Annotated in this window: 14 protein-coding genes; 12 read left to right on the top strand and 2 right to left on the bottom strand. The window is 65.7% G+C overall.

Features of this window, described 5'->3' with window-relative positions; all coding sequences use genetic code 11:
• The first annotated feature begins 12 nt into the window (after window positions 1-12).
• The 7 genes from AB0P23_RS19470 to AB0P23_RS19440 all read left to right on the top strand — a co-directional run bounded on the left by AB0P23_RS19470 (window position 13) and on the right by AB0P23_RS19440 (window position 6,986).
• The gene (locus tag AB0P23_RS19470) at window positions 13-1,371 is read left to right on the top strand and encodes a salicylate synthase (RefSeq protein ID WP_032374026.1); all 1,359 of its coding nucleotides are present in this window, start codon (window positions 13-15) and stop codon (window positions 1,369-1,371) included.
• Complete coding sequence (gene panD / locus AB0P23_RS19465; RefSeq protein WP_032374025.1) at window positions 1,371-1,787, top strand: aspartate 1-decarboxylase; 417 nt, start codon at window positions 1,371-1,373, stop codon at window positions 1,785-1,787. The genes AB0P23_RS19470 and panD overlap by 1 nt, the downstream gene beginning before the upstream one ends.
• On the top strand, window positions 1,784-3,079 hold the full coding sequence (locus AB0P23_RS19460; protein WP_310177707.1) for a SidA/IucD/PvdA family monooxygenase: 1,296 nt from the start codon (window positions 1,784-1,786) through the stop codon (window positions 3,077-3,079). The genes panD and AB0P23_RS19460 overlap by 4 nt, the downstream gene beginning before the upstream one ends.
• Before the next feature lie 11 nt (window positions 3,080-3,090).
• Window positions 3,091-4,149 (top strand): iron chelate uptake ABC transporter family permease subunit, encoded by a 1,059-nt coding sequence (locus AB0P23_RS19455; RefSeq protein WP_219520426.1) that lies wholly within the window; start codon window positions 3,091-3,093, stop codon window positions 4,147-4,149.
• Window positions 4,149-5,207, top strand: a complete 1,059-nt coding sequence (locus tag AB0P23_RS19450; protein ID WP_094621726.1) for an iron chelate uptake ABC transporter family permease subunit — start codon at window positions 4,149-4,151, stop codon at window positions 5,205-5,207. Before AB0P23_RS19455 ends, AB0P23_RS19450 begins: the two co-directional genes overlap by 1 nt.
• The gene (locus AB0P23_RS19445) at window positions 5,204-6,013 is read left to right on the top strand and encodes an ABC transporter ATP-binding protein (protein ID WP_032374023.1); all 810 of its coding nucleotides are present in this window, start codon (window positions 5,204-5,206) and stop codon (window positions 6,011-6,013) included. The genes AB0P23_RS19450 and AB0P23_RS19445 overlap by 4 nt, the downstream gene beginning before the upstream one ends.
• Window positions 6,014-6,092: 79 nt before the next feature.
• On the top strand, window positions 6,093-6,986 hold the full coding sequence (locus AB0P23_RS19440) for a siderophore-interacting protein (RefSeq protein WP_032374022.1): 894 nt from the start codon (window positions 6,093-6,095) through the stop codon (window positions 6,984-6,986).
• On the opposite strand, the gene AB0P23_RS19435 is transcribed toward AB0P23_RS19440, so the two are convergent.
• The gene (locus AB0P23_RS19435; RefSeq protein WP_219520424.1) at window positions 6,983-8,176 is read right to left on the bottom strand and encodes an FAD-dependent monooxygenase; all 1,194 of its coding nucleotides are present in this window, start codon (window positions 8,174-8,176) and stop codon (window positions 6,983-6,985) included. The genes AB0P23_RS19440 and AB0P23_RS19435 overlap by 4 nt on opposite strands.
• 116 nt (window positions 8,177-8,292) lie before the next feature.
• On the opposite strand from AB0P23_RS19435, the gene AB0P23_RS19430 reads away from it, so the two are divergent.
• The 3 genes from AB0P23_RS19430 to AB0P23_RS19420 are packed head-to-tail and all read left to right on the top strand — an operon-like array spanning window position 8,293 to window position 11,957.
• Window positions 8,293-9,333 (top strand): iron ABC transporter substrate-binding protein, encoded by a 1,041-nt coding sequence (locus tag AB0P23_RS19430; RefSeq protein WP_052053255.1) that lies wholly within the window; start codon window positions 8,293-8,295, stop codon window positions 9,331-9,333.
• Between the two features lie 9 nt (window positions 9,334-9,342).
• The gene (locus AB0P23_RS19425; protein WP_283348569.1) at window positions 9,343-10,905 is read left to right on the top strand and encodes an ABC transporter permease subunit; all 1,563 of its coding nucleotides are present in this window, start codon (window positions 9,343-9,345) and stop codon (window positions 10,903-10,905) included.
• A 2-nt stretch (window positions 10,906-10,907) separates the two neighbouring features.
• Entirely contained in the window at window positions 10,908-11,957 is a 1,050-nt protein-coding gene (locus AB0P23_RS19420; protein WP_230593429.1) for an ABC transporter ATP-binding protein, read from the top strand.
• 57 nt (window positions 11,958-12,014) lie between these two features.
• On the opposite strand, the gene AB0P23_RS19415 is transcribed toward AB0P23_RS19420, so the two are convergent.
• Complete coding sequence (locus AB0P23_RS19415; RefSeq protein WP_032400075.1) at window positions 12,015-13,418, bottom strand: MDR family MFS transporter; 1,404 nt, start codon at window positions 13,416-13,418, stop codon at window positions 12,015-12,017.
• 63 nt (window positions 13,419-13,481) lie between these two features.
• Here AB0P23_RS19415 and AB0P23_RS19410 point away from each other — a divergent pair, with 63 nt between their 5' ends.
• Both AB0P23_RS19410 and AB0P23_RS19405 read left to right on the top strand, forming a co-directional pair.
• A complete protein-coding gene (locus tag AB0P23_RS19410) occupies window positions 13,482-14,366 on the top strand; it encodes a phosphoribosylaminoimidazolesuccinocarboxamide synthase (RefSeq protein ID WP_032374034.1) in 885 nt (294 codons plus the stop codon).
• Complete coding sequence (locus AB0P23_RS19405; RefSeq protein ID WP_206497844.1) at window positions 14,363-16,501, top strand: S9 family peptidase; 2,139 nt, start codon at window positions 14,363-14,365, stop codon at window positions 16,499-16,501. Before AB0P23_RS19410 ends, AB0P23_RS19405 begins: the two co-directional genes overlap by 4 nt.
• Window positions 16,502-16,589: the final 88 nt, after the last annotated feature.

Genomic DNA, 16,589 nt, shown 5'->3' with positions numbered 1-16,589 from the left:
AGTGCACACACAATGACCGTTGTCGAAGAAACGACGATGGACACGGCCGAGGGGACCGAACTGCAGCGGGGACTGCGTACGGTCGTCGCGTTGGCGGAGTCCGGATTGTTCGACGAGTACGTCGTGTACGAGGACCGGGGACGCTGGGTGTTCGCGGGCGGCGTGGTCGCTCGCATCGTGCTTCGGCCCCACCTCGTGACCACCACCTGGGGGGCCGGAGAACCGACCGAGCGGAGCTGGTCCGGTAACCCGGCAGCGGCCCTGAGCGAGGCGTGCACGGGCCTGACCCGAGAACAGTGGAACGCTTACGGATTCGTCGGTTTCGGGTTCGCGGAGCACCTGCACGACGTCGATCGGTCCACTGCCGCCGGGCGCGACGCCGACGACATCCTCGCGCACCTGGTGGTGCCCCGCGTCGAGGTCCGCTTCGGCCGCGAACACGATGCCGTCGAGGTGACCGGCAGCGACGAGGACCGCGCCTCGGTACTGGCCGCGCTCGACGCGATCGGCGGCGACGAGCTGCCGACCGTGCACGCTCTCGACGTCGGCGGAGATCTCGACGACTACCGCGGCCGCGTCGAACAGGCCGTAACGGAAATCCGACGGGGCGACTACGCCAAGGTCATTCTGTCCCGGAGCGTGCGTATCCCATTCGATCTCGACATGCCGGGCACCTACCGCGCCGGGCGTACGGCGAACACTCCGGCCCGCTCTTTTCTGCTGCATCTCGGCGATCTGCGTGCCGCAGGCTTCAGCCCGGAATTGGTCGCCTCCGTCGACGCACACGGGATCGTCACCACCGAGCCGCTCGCGGGAACGAGAGCGTTCGGACTCGGTTCCGATGCCGACTCGGCAGCGAAGTCCGATCTCGAACAGGATCCGAAAGAGATCACCGAACACGCTGTGTCCGTGCGTACCTCGTTCGAGGAACTCGAATCGATCGCCAGCCCGGGGTCGACGGCCGTCTCGGACTTCATGAGCGTGCGCGAACGGGGAAGTGTCCAACATCTCGCGTCCACCGTGCGCGCACGCCTGCGCGAGGACCTGTCCTGCTGGGATGCCTTCGGTGCCCTGTTTCCGGCCGTCACGGCGTCGGGGATCCCGAAGAAGGAGGCCATCGACGCCATCGGTCGGCTCGACGAGTCACCGCGCGGCCTGTACTCCGGTGCCGTCGTGAAGGCATCGTCGACGGGAGAATTCGAGGCAGCACTCGTGCTGCGCGCCGTCTACGAGCAGCAGGGTTCCGCATGGCTGCGTGCCGGAGCCGGCATCGTCGGCCAGTCCAAGCCCGAACGTGAATTCGACGAGACCTGCGAGAAGCTCGCCAGCGTTGCCCCATATCTCGTCCGCAAGAAGGAGAACGACGCCTGATGCACCGCACCATGCTGGGTGGAAAGATCCACCGTGCCACTGTCACTCACGCCGATCTGCACTACGTCGGGTCCATCACGATCGATTCGACTCTGATGCAGGCGGCCGATCTGATCGAGGGCGAACAGGTCCACGTCGTCGACATCACCAACGGCGCTCGCTTGGTCACCTACGTGATCGAAGGCCATCCGGGATCCGGCGTGATCGGAATAAACGGTGCCGCGGCCCATCTGGTGTCTCCGGGTGATCTGGTGATCATCATGTCGTTCCGTCAGGTCGAGAACGCCGAGCTGTCGACGCACAGTCCCTCCGTGGTGCACGTCGACTCGGACAACAGCATCGTCGCCCTCGGAGTGGACCCTGCCGAACCGGTCCCCGGTGCGCTCGATCAGATGTCGGGGGCGAGCATCCGATGAGCCCGAGCGACGACTACAGCGGCGACCTCGACGGCGAATACGACATCGTCGGGGTCGGCTTCGGGCCCTCCAATCTGGGGCTGGCCATCGCGATCGAGGAACACAATCGACAGTGTGCTCCGGCCGAGCGCCTGACGTCGTGCTTCCTCGAGTCGAAGGACGAGTTCGCTTGGCACCCCGGAATGTTGCTGCCGGGAACCACGATGCAGATCTCCTTCCTCAAAGACCTTGCCACCCAGCGCAATGCGAGCAGCGAGTACACGTTTCTGTCGTATCTCGCCGAACGGGGCCGGCTCAACCACTTCATCAATCTGCAGACGTTCTTCCCCAGCCGGCTCGAGTTCCACGACTACCTGTCCTGGGCCGCAGGCAAAGTCGACGCCGCGGTGCACTACGGCACGCGGGCGTCCGCGGTCGTCGACACCGGTGACGGTTACGGCGTCCGCACCGAGGGGCGACGCACCGGGACCGTCCGCGGCCGCAACATCGTGCTCGCCGGCGGCCTGACCGCGGCCCTGCCGGACGGAGTCAGCGCGTCGGCGCGGCAATTCCACAATCACGACCTGCTCGGCCACCTCGACCGGCTGCCGTCGCGCACTCACCGCACGTTCGTCGTCGTCGGTGCCGGGCAGAGCGCAGCCGAAGTGGTCGACTACCTGCATTCGACCTACCCGGACGCGTCCGTGCATGCGGTACTGCGCAAGTACGGGTACAGCCCGGCCGACGACAGCCCCTACGCCAACCGCATCTTCGATCCGACCGCCGTCGACGACTTCTACTCGTCCTCGCATTCTCTGCGCGATCAGCTGCTGCACTATCACCGCGGAACCAACTACTCCGCCGTCGACCTGCCCCTGATCGAGGAGCTGTACGCGCGCGAGTACGCCGAGCGGGTCAGCGGACAGCGCCGGCTGTTCGTGCACGGAGCCTCCCGACTGGCCGATGTCACGGAGGAGGCGTCGGGCGTGCGGGCATCGGTGGAACACGGGCCGACAGGACTGGCCGAGGACGTGCTGTGCGACGCTGTCGTCTATGCCACCGGCTTCACGTCCCTCGATCTGCCCGACATCCTCGGGCCGTTGTTCGACGCCGTCGAATTCGATGCGCACGGTCCGCGCGTGACGCGGGACTACCGGCTCGTCACGCGTGGATCGACAGTGGGTTCGATCTACCTGCAGGGCGGCACCGAGCACACCCACGGTTTGACGTCCTCTCTGCTGTCCAACATCGCTGTGCGCAGCGGTGAGATCGTCAAGTCCGCGGTGGGTGCGAGGGTGCGTTCGGTGGTGTGAAACGGCGGGGTATCACTGCGGGCGACGAGCCGGAACAGAGCGATGTTCCGGCTCTCGTCGGTGGTCTGGCCCGAACCGACGCCGGCAGGACCGCCGGTCTGATTCTCGTCGTCGCCGTCCTCGCGATTCTGTGCCTGGTGAGTATCGCTGTGGGAGCCGAGAACATCGCTGTCGGTGACGTGTGGCACGCACTGTGGTCTTCGAACGGTTCCACCGACGCGGTGATCGTCCGCGAGCTCCGAGTTCCACGGACCGTGCTCGGTGTGCTCGTCGGTACCGCGCTCGGCGTCGCGGGCGCGCTGATCCAGGCGATGACGCGCAACCCGTTGGCCGACCCGGGCATTCTGGGCGTCAATGCCGGAGCGGCACTCTTCGTCGCCTTCGCAGTCGGGGTGTTGGGCGTGACCGACGTTCGCTTCTATGTGTGGTTCGCGTTCGTCGGTGCCGTTCTCGCCACCGTCGCGGTGTACGCGCTGGGTTCGGTGGGACGAGTGGGTGCCACTCCGATTCGCTTGACGCTCTCCGGTATTGCCCTCGGTGCGGTGCTCGGCGGCGTTACTTCCGGGATGCTGCTGCTGGACCCGGACGCCTTCGCCAGGATGCGGTTCTGGGGCGCAGGCTCGTTGGCGGGTCGAGGGCTCGACATCGCGGCGGCCACCGGCCCGTTCGTCGTACTCGGACTGTGTCTGGCTGCGCTCGTCGCGCGTCCGCTCAATGCGATCGCACTGGGCGACGAGTTGGCCCGGTCGTTGGGAGCCGATGCGCTTCGGACGCGGACCGTCGGGGTCGTTGCGGTGACGCTGTTGGCCGGAGCGGCGACAGCGGCGGCGGGACCGGTCGGGTTCGTGGGGCTGATGGTGCCGCACATGGTGCGCTGGTTCGTCGGGCCGGACCAGCGTTGGATTCTGATCCACACCGTGTTCGCGGCACCGGCACTGCTGTTGTTCGCCGACGTCGTCGGCCGAATCGTCATCGAGCCGGGGGAGTTGCAGGTCGGTATCGTCACCGCCTTCGTCGGGGCTCCCGTCCTGATCCTGTTGGTCCGCCGAAAGAAGGCGAGCGGACTGTGATCCGGGCACCGCGCGCCGGGAACATCGACTTCGGCAGAAGGGTGTGGATCGTTCGCACAGTGCTGGGCGCACGAATCGACGTTTGTACGGTCCTCGTCTGCGCGGCCCTGCTGTTGCTGACAGCGGTTGTCGCCGTCCTCGCGATCGGCACTGGCGATTACCACGTTCCACCGGGCCAGGTGCTCGCGGCGGTGTTCGGCGACGCCCCGCGCATCACCGAGATCGTCGTCATGCAGTCGCGGTTCCCCCGGGTTGCGCTGGCATTCCTGTTCGGAGCTGCCCTGGGGGTGTCGGGTGCGATCTTTCAGTCGTTGACGCGAAATCCGTTGGGCAGCCCGGACATCATCGGCTTCTCGACCGGCGCGTACACCGGCGCTCTCGTCGTCATCCTGACGCTCGGCGGCGGTTACTACCGGACCGGAGCGGGCGCGCTCGTCGGCGGACTGGTGGCCGCCGCCGTGGTGTACGTGCTCGCCTACAAGCGCGGCGTGCAGGGCTTTCGATTGATCATCGTCGGTATCGCGGTCAGTGCCGTCCTGGCGTCCGTCAATACCTGGCTCGTGGTGAAAGCCGATGTCTCCGAGGCAATCGCAGCCGCCGTCTGGGGCGCGGGCACACTCAACGGGTTGGGGTGGCCGCAGGTGGTTCCCGTTCTCGTGGCCCTGGCTGTCGTCACCCCCGTGGCGGCGGCGCTGTCGACACGGCTACCGGTACTCGAGATGGGTGACGACGCGGCGAGAGCGCTCGGAATCCGCGTCGAGCCGACGCGTCTGATGCTGGTGATTCTCGGGGTCGCCCTCACGGCACTGGTCACGGCCGCAGCGGGGCCCATTTCGTTCGTCGCGCTCGCCGCGCCGCAGTTGGCTCGGCGGCTCACCGGTACCTCGTCGGTGGCGATGGTGCCGGCAGCATGCATGGGTGCTCTGCTCCTGATCGTCAGTGACGTTGCAGCGCAACGAGTTTTCGCGCCCACTCAGCTTCCGGTCGGCGTGGTGACGGTCTGTGTGGGCGGCGCGTACTTCGTCTGGTTGTTGGCACGAGAAGGGCGGAAGCAATGACGACGAGGCCACGCCTGTACGCGGACGGCATCACCGTCGGATACGACAAACGAATCATCAGCGAGAAGCTGACCGTCGAGATTCCCGACGGCAAGTTCACCGTGATCGTCGGGCCGAACGCCTGCGGCAAATCGACACTGTTGCGCGCGTTGTCGCGGCTGCTGAAGCCGACCGGCGGGGCGGTCTTGCTCGACGGCAAGTCCATCTCGTCGTACCCGGCGAAGGAGGTCGCCCGCCGACTCGGGCTCCTGCCGCAAACCTCCATCGCACCGGACGGCATCTCGGTGGCCGATCTCGTTGCGCGAGGCCGCTATCCGCATCAGAAGTTGATCCGGCAATGGTCCGTCGCGGACGAGGCCGCGGTGGTGGAGGCCATGACTGCGACCGGAGTGACGTCGCTGTCGGCCCGTCCGGTCGACGAGCTGTCCGGTGGACAGCGGCAAAGAGTGTGGGTGGCAATGGTTCTCGCGCAACAGACACCGCTGTTGCTCTTGGACGAGCCGACGACGTTTCTCGACATCGCGCACCAGATCGAACTTCTCGACCTGCTGGCCACGTTGAATCGGGACAACGGCAACACTCTCGTCGCGGTGTTGCACGATCTCAACCACGCCTGTCGATACGCCGACCACATCATCGCGATGAAGGACGGCGCGGTGGTCACCGAGGGCCCACCGGCGGAGATCGTCACGGCCGACTTGGTCGAGGCGGTGTTCGGACTGCCGTGCCGCATCATCGACGATCCCGAATCGCACACTCCGTTGGTGATACCCAAGGTGGCCGCTGGCAGGCTAGGCAAGGCTTAGTTTAGAATCGAACAGAATTGCCGCCGAGTTAGCCTGAGGGTTCTCGCACAGTCGGACGAGAGATGTATCGAGGACGAAGATGACCGATCAGCAGCGTGGTTTCCACTACGCCGACGTCGTTGCGGTGGAGCAGCTCACCGTGCACATGGTGCGCGTCACCTTCGGCGGCGAGCACGTCGCCGGTTACCGCACGCTCGGGGCACCCGACGAGTGCGTCGGGGTCTACTTTCCGCGCGAAGGCGAGTCGGCACCGCCGCCGATGACCGAGGTCGACGGCCTGTGGTGGTTCCACGGCCTCGAGAACGCGCCGGAGGGCCGGAACTACACGATCCGACGCGTCGATCCCGACCGCGGCCAGTTGACCATCGACTTCTTCGCACACGAGGGCGGCGTCGCGGCCACCTGGGCCCAGCAGGCCGCCCCCGGCCAGACGGTGCTCTTCACCCGTCCGCGGTCGTGGTACTCACCGCCCGCCGACGTCGATTGGCTGCTGCTGGTGGCCGATATGACCGGAGTTCCTGCGCTGGGGCGACTGATCGAACAGTTGCCCGCAGGCACCCGCGCACACGCGATCGTCGAGGTACTCGAGCGCGGTGACATCCAGACGTTCGAGACAGCCGCCGACGTGACGTTCGATTGGCGTATCGGATCCGGAAACGGAGACAGCGCCAGCGTGCTCGACGACGCGGTGCTCGCATACCCGCTACCCGAGGGTCGCGGCTACGTGTGGTTCGCCGCCGAGGCGTCGTCCTCGCGTCGGGTACGCAAGTACTTCCGCAAGGACTTGGGTTACGACAACAAGTATTTCGACATCATCGGCTACTGGCGCGCTGACTCGGAGAAGTGGCTCGAAAAGTACAAGCAGTACCAGGAGGAGGCGCTTGCGGTGTACAACGGCGTCATCGAATCCGGCCGCACCGAGCAGGAAGCCAGCGAGGCGTTCGACGCGCTGCTCGAGCGGGTCGGGCTCTAACGCCGAAATTCGTAGTCGGGCAATTCCAGCGTCGCCGCGTCGGGACCGAGGAATCTGCTCGTGACCGCCTGGACCGGCTTCGATCCGGCCAGGCGCAGCACGGTGCGAAAAGCAGCTACTCCCACAGTCGTTTTCGGATGCGCGACGCGAGGCACGCCGGGCGGCAGCTTCTGAGCCTGATTCACGAACGGACGCATGCGCGCCTCGAAGGCCTCGAACCCGGCGCGATGATCGCGCGCTCGGGCGAGTTCCCCGGCGAGCACGTAGGCCCCGGTGACCGACAACGTGGTGCCCATCCCGCTCAATAGTGTTGCGCACCAAGCAGCGTCGCCCAGCATGCCGATTCTGCCGTTCGACCATCGCGGAGCCTGCACCTGGGCCAGATAGTCGACGTAGAGCTCCGAATCAGGTCCGAGCGAATTCAGGATTCTGGGCACTTCCCAGCCGACGTCGGCGAACGTCGCTCGCAAGGCGGCAATCACCTGCTCGGTGGACGCGCCTTCGTACCCGCCGTCGTCGGACACCCAGGACAGGCTGAAACGCGTCGTGCCGAGGTTGTCCGGGCGCAGATTGGCGACCCTGGATCCGGGGGCGTTGTACCAGCGCCACCAGCCGTCGTCGCTCGGTCCCTTCGGGAGTTTGCCGTAAGCGGTGTACAGGCCGACGGGTGTGGTCTCGGCCTCCCCAGCGAACGCCAGTTCTCTACTGCTGGAGCGGATGCCGTCGGCGAAGAGGACGAGATCGAACCTCTCCGCTGCGTTCGACGCGAACGTGACATCGACGCCGTCGGCATCCTGAACCACGTCGACGACGCGATCGCCGTACCGGTACTCGGTTCGCGGACCAGCTGATTCGACGAGAATCCGAGCGAACTCGCCGCGCAGAATCTCCATCTCCGCCGTCGGGCCGTCGTGTGATCCGTCTCCGGCCGGAAAGGCCGCGATGGTGGCGTCGGAATCGTCGACGAATCTGGTGCCCTTCTCGGTGGTGCCGTTGACCAGCAGGGTCTGCTCCAGGCCCATGCGTCGCAGCACCTCGCGTCCACTACCGCGGACGTCGATGTTCTGGCCGCCCAGACGCAGCTGCGGACTGCGCTCGACGACGACGACGTCGTATCCCGCTCTGTCGAGCCAGTAGGCGACGGTGGGGCCGGCGATGCTGGCACCGGTGACGAGCACGCGTTCGGTCATCGGGCGGGAATGCCCGGGCGGCCGGTCGTTCAATCCGGGGGGGAAAGTAGCTGAGCCTCACCTTGGTGGTGTACTTTCTCGAATTGTCCGTTTGACCCGTTTTCGTCAGGAGAACCGTGTTCACCGTTCGCCGTCTGGCGCTGCTCTCGTGCAGTGCAACCCTTGCCCTCGGTTTGGTCGCCTGCAGCTCTTCGGACTCCGGTGACACCACCTCCACCTCCGAGTCCGCCACCGCAGAGTCCGCCCTGGTGGTGTACTCCGGCCGCGGTGAAGAACTCGTCGACCCCCTGATCGAACGCATCGGCGGCGGCATCGAGGTCGACTATTCGGGCAACACCAACGCCCAGGCCGCGAAGATCCTCGAAGAGGGCGACGCGACGCCGGCCGACGTCTTCTACGGCCAGGATGCAGGTGCACTGGGGGCCCTCGACGAAGCAGGGGCGCTCGCACCGCTGCCCGAGGACATCCTCGCGCTCGTTCCCGAGCAGTACCGCGGCACCGACGGCACCTGGGTCGCCACGTCCGCACGGGCCCGCGTGCTGGCCTACAACTCCGATTCGGTGCAGGCAGCAGACCTGCCCACCGGTATCGACGGACTGCTCGACCCACGCTGGCGCGGACAGATCGGCTACGCACCGACCAACGCATCGTTCCAGGCGTTCGTCACCGCATTGCGCGTGCAGCGCGGCGAGGAGGGTGCTCGCACCTGGCTCGAAGGATTCGTCGCCAACGAGCCGGTCGCGTTCGAGGGCAACGGTCCGCTGCTGACCGCCGTCAACGACGGGCAGGTCGCCACGGGACTGCTCAACCACTACTACTGGTACCCGTTCAAAGACGAGAACGGTGCCGACGCTCCCGTCGAGCTGCACTACTTCGAGCCCGGCGACCCCGGCGCATTGATCAACGTCGCCGGTGCCGGTGTGCTGGCGGCGTCGGACAACCAGGAAGCGGCATTCGATTTCGTGCGCGAGCTGCTCTCGACCGAATCGCAGACGTACTTCGCCAACGAGACCGCCGAATACCCCGTCATCGACGGCGTCACGTCCGACTACGACCTGCCGCCGCTGTCGGACCTGGGCTCGACCGACCTCGACCTGGGCCGGCTCTCGTCCCTCGAAGCCACGCAAACCCTGCTCACCGACGTCGGAATCATCTAGTCGGTGTTCGTGTCCGCACTCCAGCCGCTTCTGCGGCGCCACTTCGGCGGTCGTCCCGTTCTCGGGACGGCCGCGTTGTGCGTGGGAGCGCTGACGCTGACACCCTTGGTGTACCTGTTCGTTCGAGCGTTCGACGGCGGAACCGAGAAGGTACTGCGGCTGCTCCTGCGGCAACGCACCCTCGACCTCGTTGTCCGGACGGCCACGCTCGCTCTCACCGTCGTGGTCGCCTCCGTCGTGGTGGGCACGCTGCTCGCCTGGTTGACCGTCCGAACCGATCTACCGGGTCGACGCATCTTCGCGATGATCCTCGCAGCCCCACTCGCCATCCCGTCCTACGTGTCCGGTTATCTGTGGATCGCTGAATTTCCCTCCCTTGCAGGATTTTCCGGTGCTGCGCTGGTGCTCACGTTGTCGTGCTTCCCGCTGGTGATGTTGCCGGTGTCCGCGGCGTTCGCCACCGCGGACCCGTCGTTGGCCGAAGTGTCCCGCACCCTCGGCCGCGGGGCGGTACGCACCGCACTGACCGTCGAGTGCCGTCGCGTCGTTCCGGCTGCGGCAGCAGGCGCGTTGTTGGTGGCGCTGTACACCATCAGTGACTTCGGGGCGGTGGCACTGATGCGGTACGACGCCTTCACTCTGGGCATCTACAGCGCCTACCGCGGCGGGCTCGATCGCACCGCGGCCGCTGTTCTCGGGTTGGTCCTCGTGGTGGGCGCGTTGGTGTTGACCCTCCTCGAACGGCGTGCTCGACGCGGGGCCACGGCGCGCGTGGGATCGGGTACCGACCGGATGGCCGAGCCTGTGGTTCTCGGCCGGTGGCGCGTGCCTGCTCTGGCCGTTATCGTTGCAGCCCTCGGTGTTTCGGTGCTGGTACCGATTCTGGCCCTGGCGCGATGGCTCACTCGATCGCTGCGCTTCACCGTCGACTGGGCGGACGTGCTGGCTGTCAGCGCCAAGACAGTTCAGTACTCGGCGACTGCTGCTCTGGTGGTAGCCGTGCTTGCGTTGCCGGTGGCGTTGTTCGCCGCCCGGTCCACGTCCCGCAGTGCGCGCACCGCCGAGTTGTCCACGTACATTGCGCACGGTCTCCCGGGTATCACCGTGGGACTGGCGACGGTGTTTCTCGGAATCAGATTTCTGCCGTCGTTCTATCAGACCGCGGTGCTGCTGGTGCTTGCGTACGTGGTGCTGTTCCTGCCGTTGGCCGTCGGCAGCACCCGATCGGTCGTCGACGCCACTCCGGTTGTGCTCGAGGATGTTTCACGGACCCTCGGTGCCGGGCGAGTGCGCACCGACCTGCGGGTGACGATTCCTGTCGCCGCGCCCGGCATCGCGGCCGGAGCCGCCCTGGTGTTCCTGACCGTCGCCAAGGAATTACCGGCGACGTTGATGCTGCGCCCCCGCGGTGTGGACACGCTCGCGACCACGCTGTGGTCCACCACCGAGGCATTCCGCTACGGCGAGGCAGCCCCCTACGCCCTCGCATTGATCCTGATCTCCGTGGTCCCGACGATCGTCCTGACCCGGGCGCTGCGGCGTACGACGCGAAAGCGAGTGACACTGTCATGAGCATGGTGATGTCCGATCTCGTTGCCTCGTACGGCAGTACGACGGTGCTGCACGGAATCGATCTCGACCTCGGCGACGGTGAGATGCTCGCCGTTCTCGGACCCTCAGGCTGCGGCAAGACGACTCTGCTGCGATCGATCGCAGGCCTGCACCGTATCGACGCGGGCCGCATCACCGCCGACGGGCGCGACCTCTCCGTCGCCGGGCGTGTTCAGGTGCCACCGGAGAAGCGGGGAGTAGGCCTGATGCCGCAGGAAGGTGGACTGTTTCCACATCTGACGGTGCGCCGAAACATCGAATTCGGTTTGCGCACAGGGTTCGTGCGGCCGTACCTGTCCGGCCGAGCCGAACGGGCCCGACGCGTCGACGAGATGCTCGAGCTCGTCGGACTGCCCGACGCCGGTGCGGTTCGACCCAGCGAACTCTCGGGCGGGCAGCAGCAGCGGATCGCGTTGGCGCGCGCGTTGGCCCCGGCTCCCTCGGTGGTGTTGATGGACGAGCCGTTCGCTGCTCTCGATGCAGGTCTGCGGACCTCGATTCGGCAGGACGTGCGAGAGTTGTTGCTCACCAGCAAGACCGCGTCGATTCTCGTCACCCACGATCGGGCCGAGGCTCTGGGCACCGCGGATCGGGTTGCGGTCCTGCTGGGCGGGCGCTGTGCGCAGGTCGATACGCCGCGTGCACTGTACGAGCGGCCCACCACGCCGGCTGTGGCGAGCTTCGTCGGCGACGCCTATTACGTCGACGCTGCCGCGCGCGACGGTTGGGTCGACACCGTTCTCGGTCGTCTCGAATCCACCACCAGGGCAACGGGTATGGGGCAGGTCTTGCTCCGGCCCGAACAGTTGGTGGTCTCGGAGCGCGAGGACGGCGAATTTCTCGTCGAACACGAGGATTTCACCGGCCCCGAATGCTCGGTCACTGTGCGACACCGCGATACCGGGCTCCGGCTGCGTGTCGTCGCTCGGGCCTGCGACCGATTCGCTCCCGGTACAGCCGTGAACGTCTCGGTGACCTCACCGGTGCACTGGTTTCCGCGTTCGGTGCGTTGATGCCGTGACGCAGGGTTCCGGTTGCGGTACGCGGCGGAACCCTGCGCAGTGGGCGAGTTATCGGGCCGTGCGCTTGGGCATGAACACCGCAGCGACAGTCATCAGGACGGCGGCGACCAGCACTCCGATGAAGACCAGATGGATGGCGTCGGACAGTTGTTCGGGTTCTGGATCTCCGGACACACGGGCGTTGACGATGGCACCGAACACCGCGACGCCGACGGCGCTACCGAGTGAACGGGCGAACATGTTGGTGGAGGTGACGACGCCGCGTTCGGCCCACTCGACGCTCGACTGTGCGGCGATCAATGTGGGGCTCGCGATCAACCCCATGCCGAGGCCGATGACGAAGCACATCGCCGCGACGTGCCAGATCTGCGAATCGGCGTCGAGCAGAGTCGTCAGTGCCGTACCCACGATCCCGATCGAACCGCCGACCACTGCCGTCGTGCGGAAGCCGAAGCGCAGGTACACCCGCCCGGACTGGGATGCCGCGATCGGCCAGCCGAGGGTCAGCGTGGACAGCGAGAAGCCGGCGATGATGGCTCCGGTGCCGAACACGCCCTGTACGAAGGTCGGGACGTAGGACGTCAGTCCCAGGATCAATGCGCCGACGAGCAACGAGATGAAGCTGCTGACCACCAGCACCCGCCGGGTGAACACCCACAGCGGCAGGATCGGCTCCTCGGCGCGGGACTCGACCCACGCGAACACCGCCAGCAGTAGGAAGCCCACGACGAAGATCGCGATGCTGATCGGCGAACCCCAGGCCCAGGACTGGCCGCCTTCGAGCAGGCCGAGGAGCACCATCGTCGCGCCGACCGTGAGCAGAGCGGCACCGAGGTAATCGATCTTCGGCTTGGTGCGTTCGACTGCGCCTTCCTCGAACTTGCGCAGCAACATGAACGCCGCCACCGCGCACAGCGGAATGTTGATGAAAAAGATCCACCGCCACGACAGGTACTCGGAGAAGACGCCACCGAGGGCGGGGCCGAGCACCGAGGAGATCGCCCACACGCTGGCCAGGTAGCCCTGCACCTTGGCGCGCTCGGGCAGCGTGTAGATGTCGCCTGCGATGGTGATGGACATCGGCTGGACGGCACCCGCGCCGAGTCCCTGAATCGCGCGGAAAGCAATCAGAGCAGGCATGCTCCACGCCAGGCCGCACAGAATCGAGCCCAGGCAGAACACCGCGATGCCGAACACCATGATCTTCTTGCGCCCGAACAGATCGGACAATTTGCCGTAGAGCGGCACCGAGACAGCCTGTGCCAGCAGGTAGATCGAGAACAACCACGGGAACTGCGCAAACCCGCCGAGGTCGCCGACGATGGTGAGCACCGCAGTGGCGATGATCGTCGCGTCCAGCGCAACCAGCGACGAGCTGAGCATCAGCGCGATCAGGATGGGACCGCGTTCGGAGCGGAATCCGATGTCCGGGGTCGATTCGGTCGTTGCCATTGCTACTCATTGTGATCCCTGCCCGCCGACGTGGCGGCACCGGCCCAGATAGTGTTGAGCCTCGTGCGACCATCACTGAGTAGCTACGAGCATCTGGCCGGCGGCAAGGTCCGCGATCTGTACACGATCGACGACGCGCATCTGCTGCTCGTCGCGAGCGATCGAATCTCGGCCTACGACCACATCCTCGACACCCCGATCCCGGACAAGGGACGGGTGTTGACGGCGATGAGCGTGTTCTTCTTCGAGGAGCTCGGCGGCGTCAACCACCTGGCCGGTGATCCGCTCGACGAACGCATCCCCGCCGAACTGCTCGGCCGCGCCCTGGTGGTGAAGAAGCTGAACATGGTGCCGATCGAGTGCGTTGCTCGCGGCTATCTCACCGGATCCGGGTTGGCGGATTACAACGCGACCGGTGCCGTGTGTGGCGTCGAACTGCCGCCCGGCCTGATCGAATCGAGCAAACTCGACGAGGTCATCTTCACTCCTGCCGCCAAGGCCGAACTGGGTGAGCACGACGAGAACATCACCTTCGACCAGGCCGTCGAACTGGTCGGTGCCGAGCTGGCCTTCAAGCTCCGCGAAGACACCATCGAGATCTATTCGCGTGCAGCCAACTTCGCTCTGGAACGCGGAATCATTCTCGCGGACACCAAGTTCGAGTTCGGGACCGATGCCGACGGCAACCTCGTTCTCGCCGACGAGGTGCTCACCCCCGATTCCTCACGCTACTGGCCTGCTGACTCGTACGAAGAAGGTCGCGTTCAGCCCAGTTTCGACAAGCAGTTCGTTCGCGACTGGCTGACCGGCGAATCCGGCTGGGACCGAGCGTCCGACACCCCACCGCCACCGTTGCCCGACGACGTCGTCGCCGCAACGCGCAGCCGCTACATCGAGGCCTACGAGCGCATCTCGGGCCTGAACTTCGACGATTGGGTCACGCCATGACGATCACCCCTCCCATTGCCAAGAAGGTGCCGCAGGGGCGCACCCATCACGGCGACACGTTCATCGACAACTACGAGTGGTTGCGCGCCAAGGAAGACCCCGAGGTGATCGCCTACCTCGAAGCCGAGAACGCGTACACCGAGCAGCAGACGGCCGGACTGGAAGCACTCCGCGGCACGATCTTCGACGAGATCAAATCGCGCACCCAGGAGACCGACCTGTCCGTGCCGACGCGCATGGGCCAGTGGTGGTATTACTCGCGCACCGTCGAGGGTAAGTCGTACGGCCTCCAATGCCGTTGCCCCGTCGACTCTCCCGACGACTGGACACCGCCGACGCTGTCTTCCGACGTGGACGTACCCGGTGAGCAAATCCTGCTCGACGCGAACGTCGAAGCCGAGGGTCACGACTTCTTCTCGCTCGGTGCATTCTCGATCAGCCTCGACGGCACGTTGCTGGCGTACTCGACCGACACAGAGGGCGACGAGCGGTACACACTGCGCTTCAAGAACCTCGAAACCGGAGAACTGCTGGCCGACACCATCGAGAACGTCGCGCCGGGAGCCACCTGGACCGCCGACGCCACCCACGTCTTCTACCTGACGGTCGACGAATCCTGGCGTCCCGACACCGTCTGGCGACACACCCTCGGTAAGGCCGAGGACGTCAAGGTCTTTCACGAGCCCGACGAAAGCTACTGGGTCGGCTTCGGTTCCACCCGTAGCGAGAAGTACCTGATGATCTGGGTCGGTTCCAAGATCACCTCCGAGTGCCTCGTCCTGGAATCCACCGATCCCGAGGGCGAGTTCCGCGTCGTACTGCCGCGCACGGACGGCATCGAGTACAGCATCGAACACGCCGTCGTGGCCGGTGAGGATCGCTTCCTCATCACCCACAACGGCTCGGTCAACGGCTGGGGTACCGAGGGGGAGAAGGCCGAGAACTTCCTGCTCGCCGAGGCCCCGGTGAGCGATCCACTCGATCAGCGCATTCTGGTTCCACACCGCGACGACGTCCGAGTCGAGGACATCGACGCCTTCGCCGGACACCTGATCTTCACCTACCGCCGAGAAGCGTTGACCCGCATGGCGATCTGGCCGCTGACCGACGAGGGATACGGCGAATACCGCGAGCTCGAGTTCGACGAGGAGCTCTATTCGGTCGGAGCCGGCTCGAACCCGGAGTGGGACCAGCCCCTGCTGAGGATGGTCTACACCTCCTTCATCACCCCCGGTCAGGTGTACGACCTGGATATCGCGAGCGGGGAATTGCTGCTCCGCAAATCGCAGCCGGTTCTCGGTGAGTTCGACGCCGGCGACTATGTGCAGCACCGAGAGTGGGCGACCGCGCCGGACGGAACACAGATTCCGCTGTCGGTCATCGCTCGCAAGGACGTCCCCGAGGGTCCTGCTCCCACGCTGCTGTACGGCTACGGATCGTACGAGGCATCGATGGACCCGTCGTTCTCGGTGGCGCGGTTGTCTCTGCTCGACCGCGGCATCGTCTTCGTCGTCGCACACGTGCGCGGCGGCGGTGAGATGGGTAGGCACTGGTACGACCAGGGCAAGACGCTGCAGAAGAAGAACACGTTCACCGACTTCATCGCTGCCGCACAGCATCTGATCGACACCGGCCGTACCTCACCGAAGCATCTGGTTGCTGACGGCGGCAGCGCAGGCGGTCTGCTGATGGGTGCGGTGGCCAACCTTGCACCCGAGCTGTTCAACGGCATCCTGGCCAACGTGCCGTTCGTCGACCCGCTCACCTCCATCCTCGACCCGTCGCTGCCGCTGACGGTCATCGAATGGGACGAGTGGGGAAACCCGTTGGCGGACAAGGAAGTGTACGAATACATGAAGTCGTACAGCCCCTACGAGAACGTCGAGGCCAAGGACTACCCGTCGATCCTCGCGATCACGTCCATCAACGACACCCGCGTCTTGTACGTCGAACCGGCCAAATGGGTTGCGGCCCTGCGTGCCACGAAGACGGGTGACTCGGACCTGCTCCTCAAGACCGAAATGAGCGCCGGACACGGCGGAGTCAGCGGGCGCTACGAGAAATGGAAAGAAGCGGCTTTCGAGTATGCCTGGATCGTCGAGAAGACCGGTGCCCATGTGAGTGGAAATTCGTAGCCTGCTACGTGTTCAGTCTGGGGACATATGAGACACGAGATGTCCACGGACATGTGACACACGGGCTGTGATGATGCTGCGGGGCACT

This window comes from Rhodococcus sp. NPDC077669 (assembly GCF_040686915.1).
Taxonomy (GTDB): Bacteria; Actinomycetota; Actinomycetes; order Mycobacteriales; family Mycobacteriaceae; genus Rhodococcoides; species Rhodococcoides fascians.
This window is presented reverse-complemented; position numbering and strand designations above follow the sequence as displayed.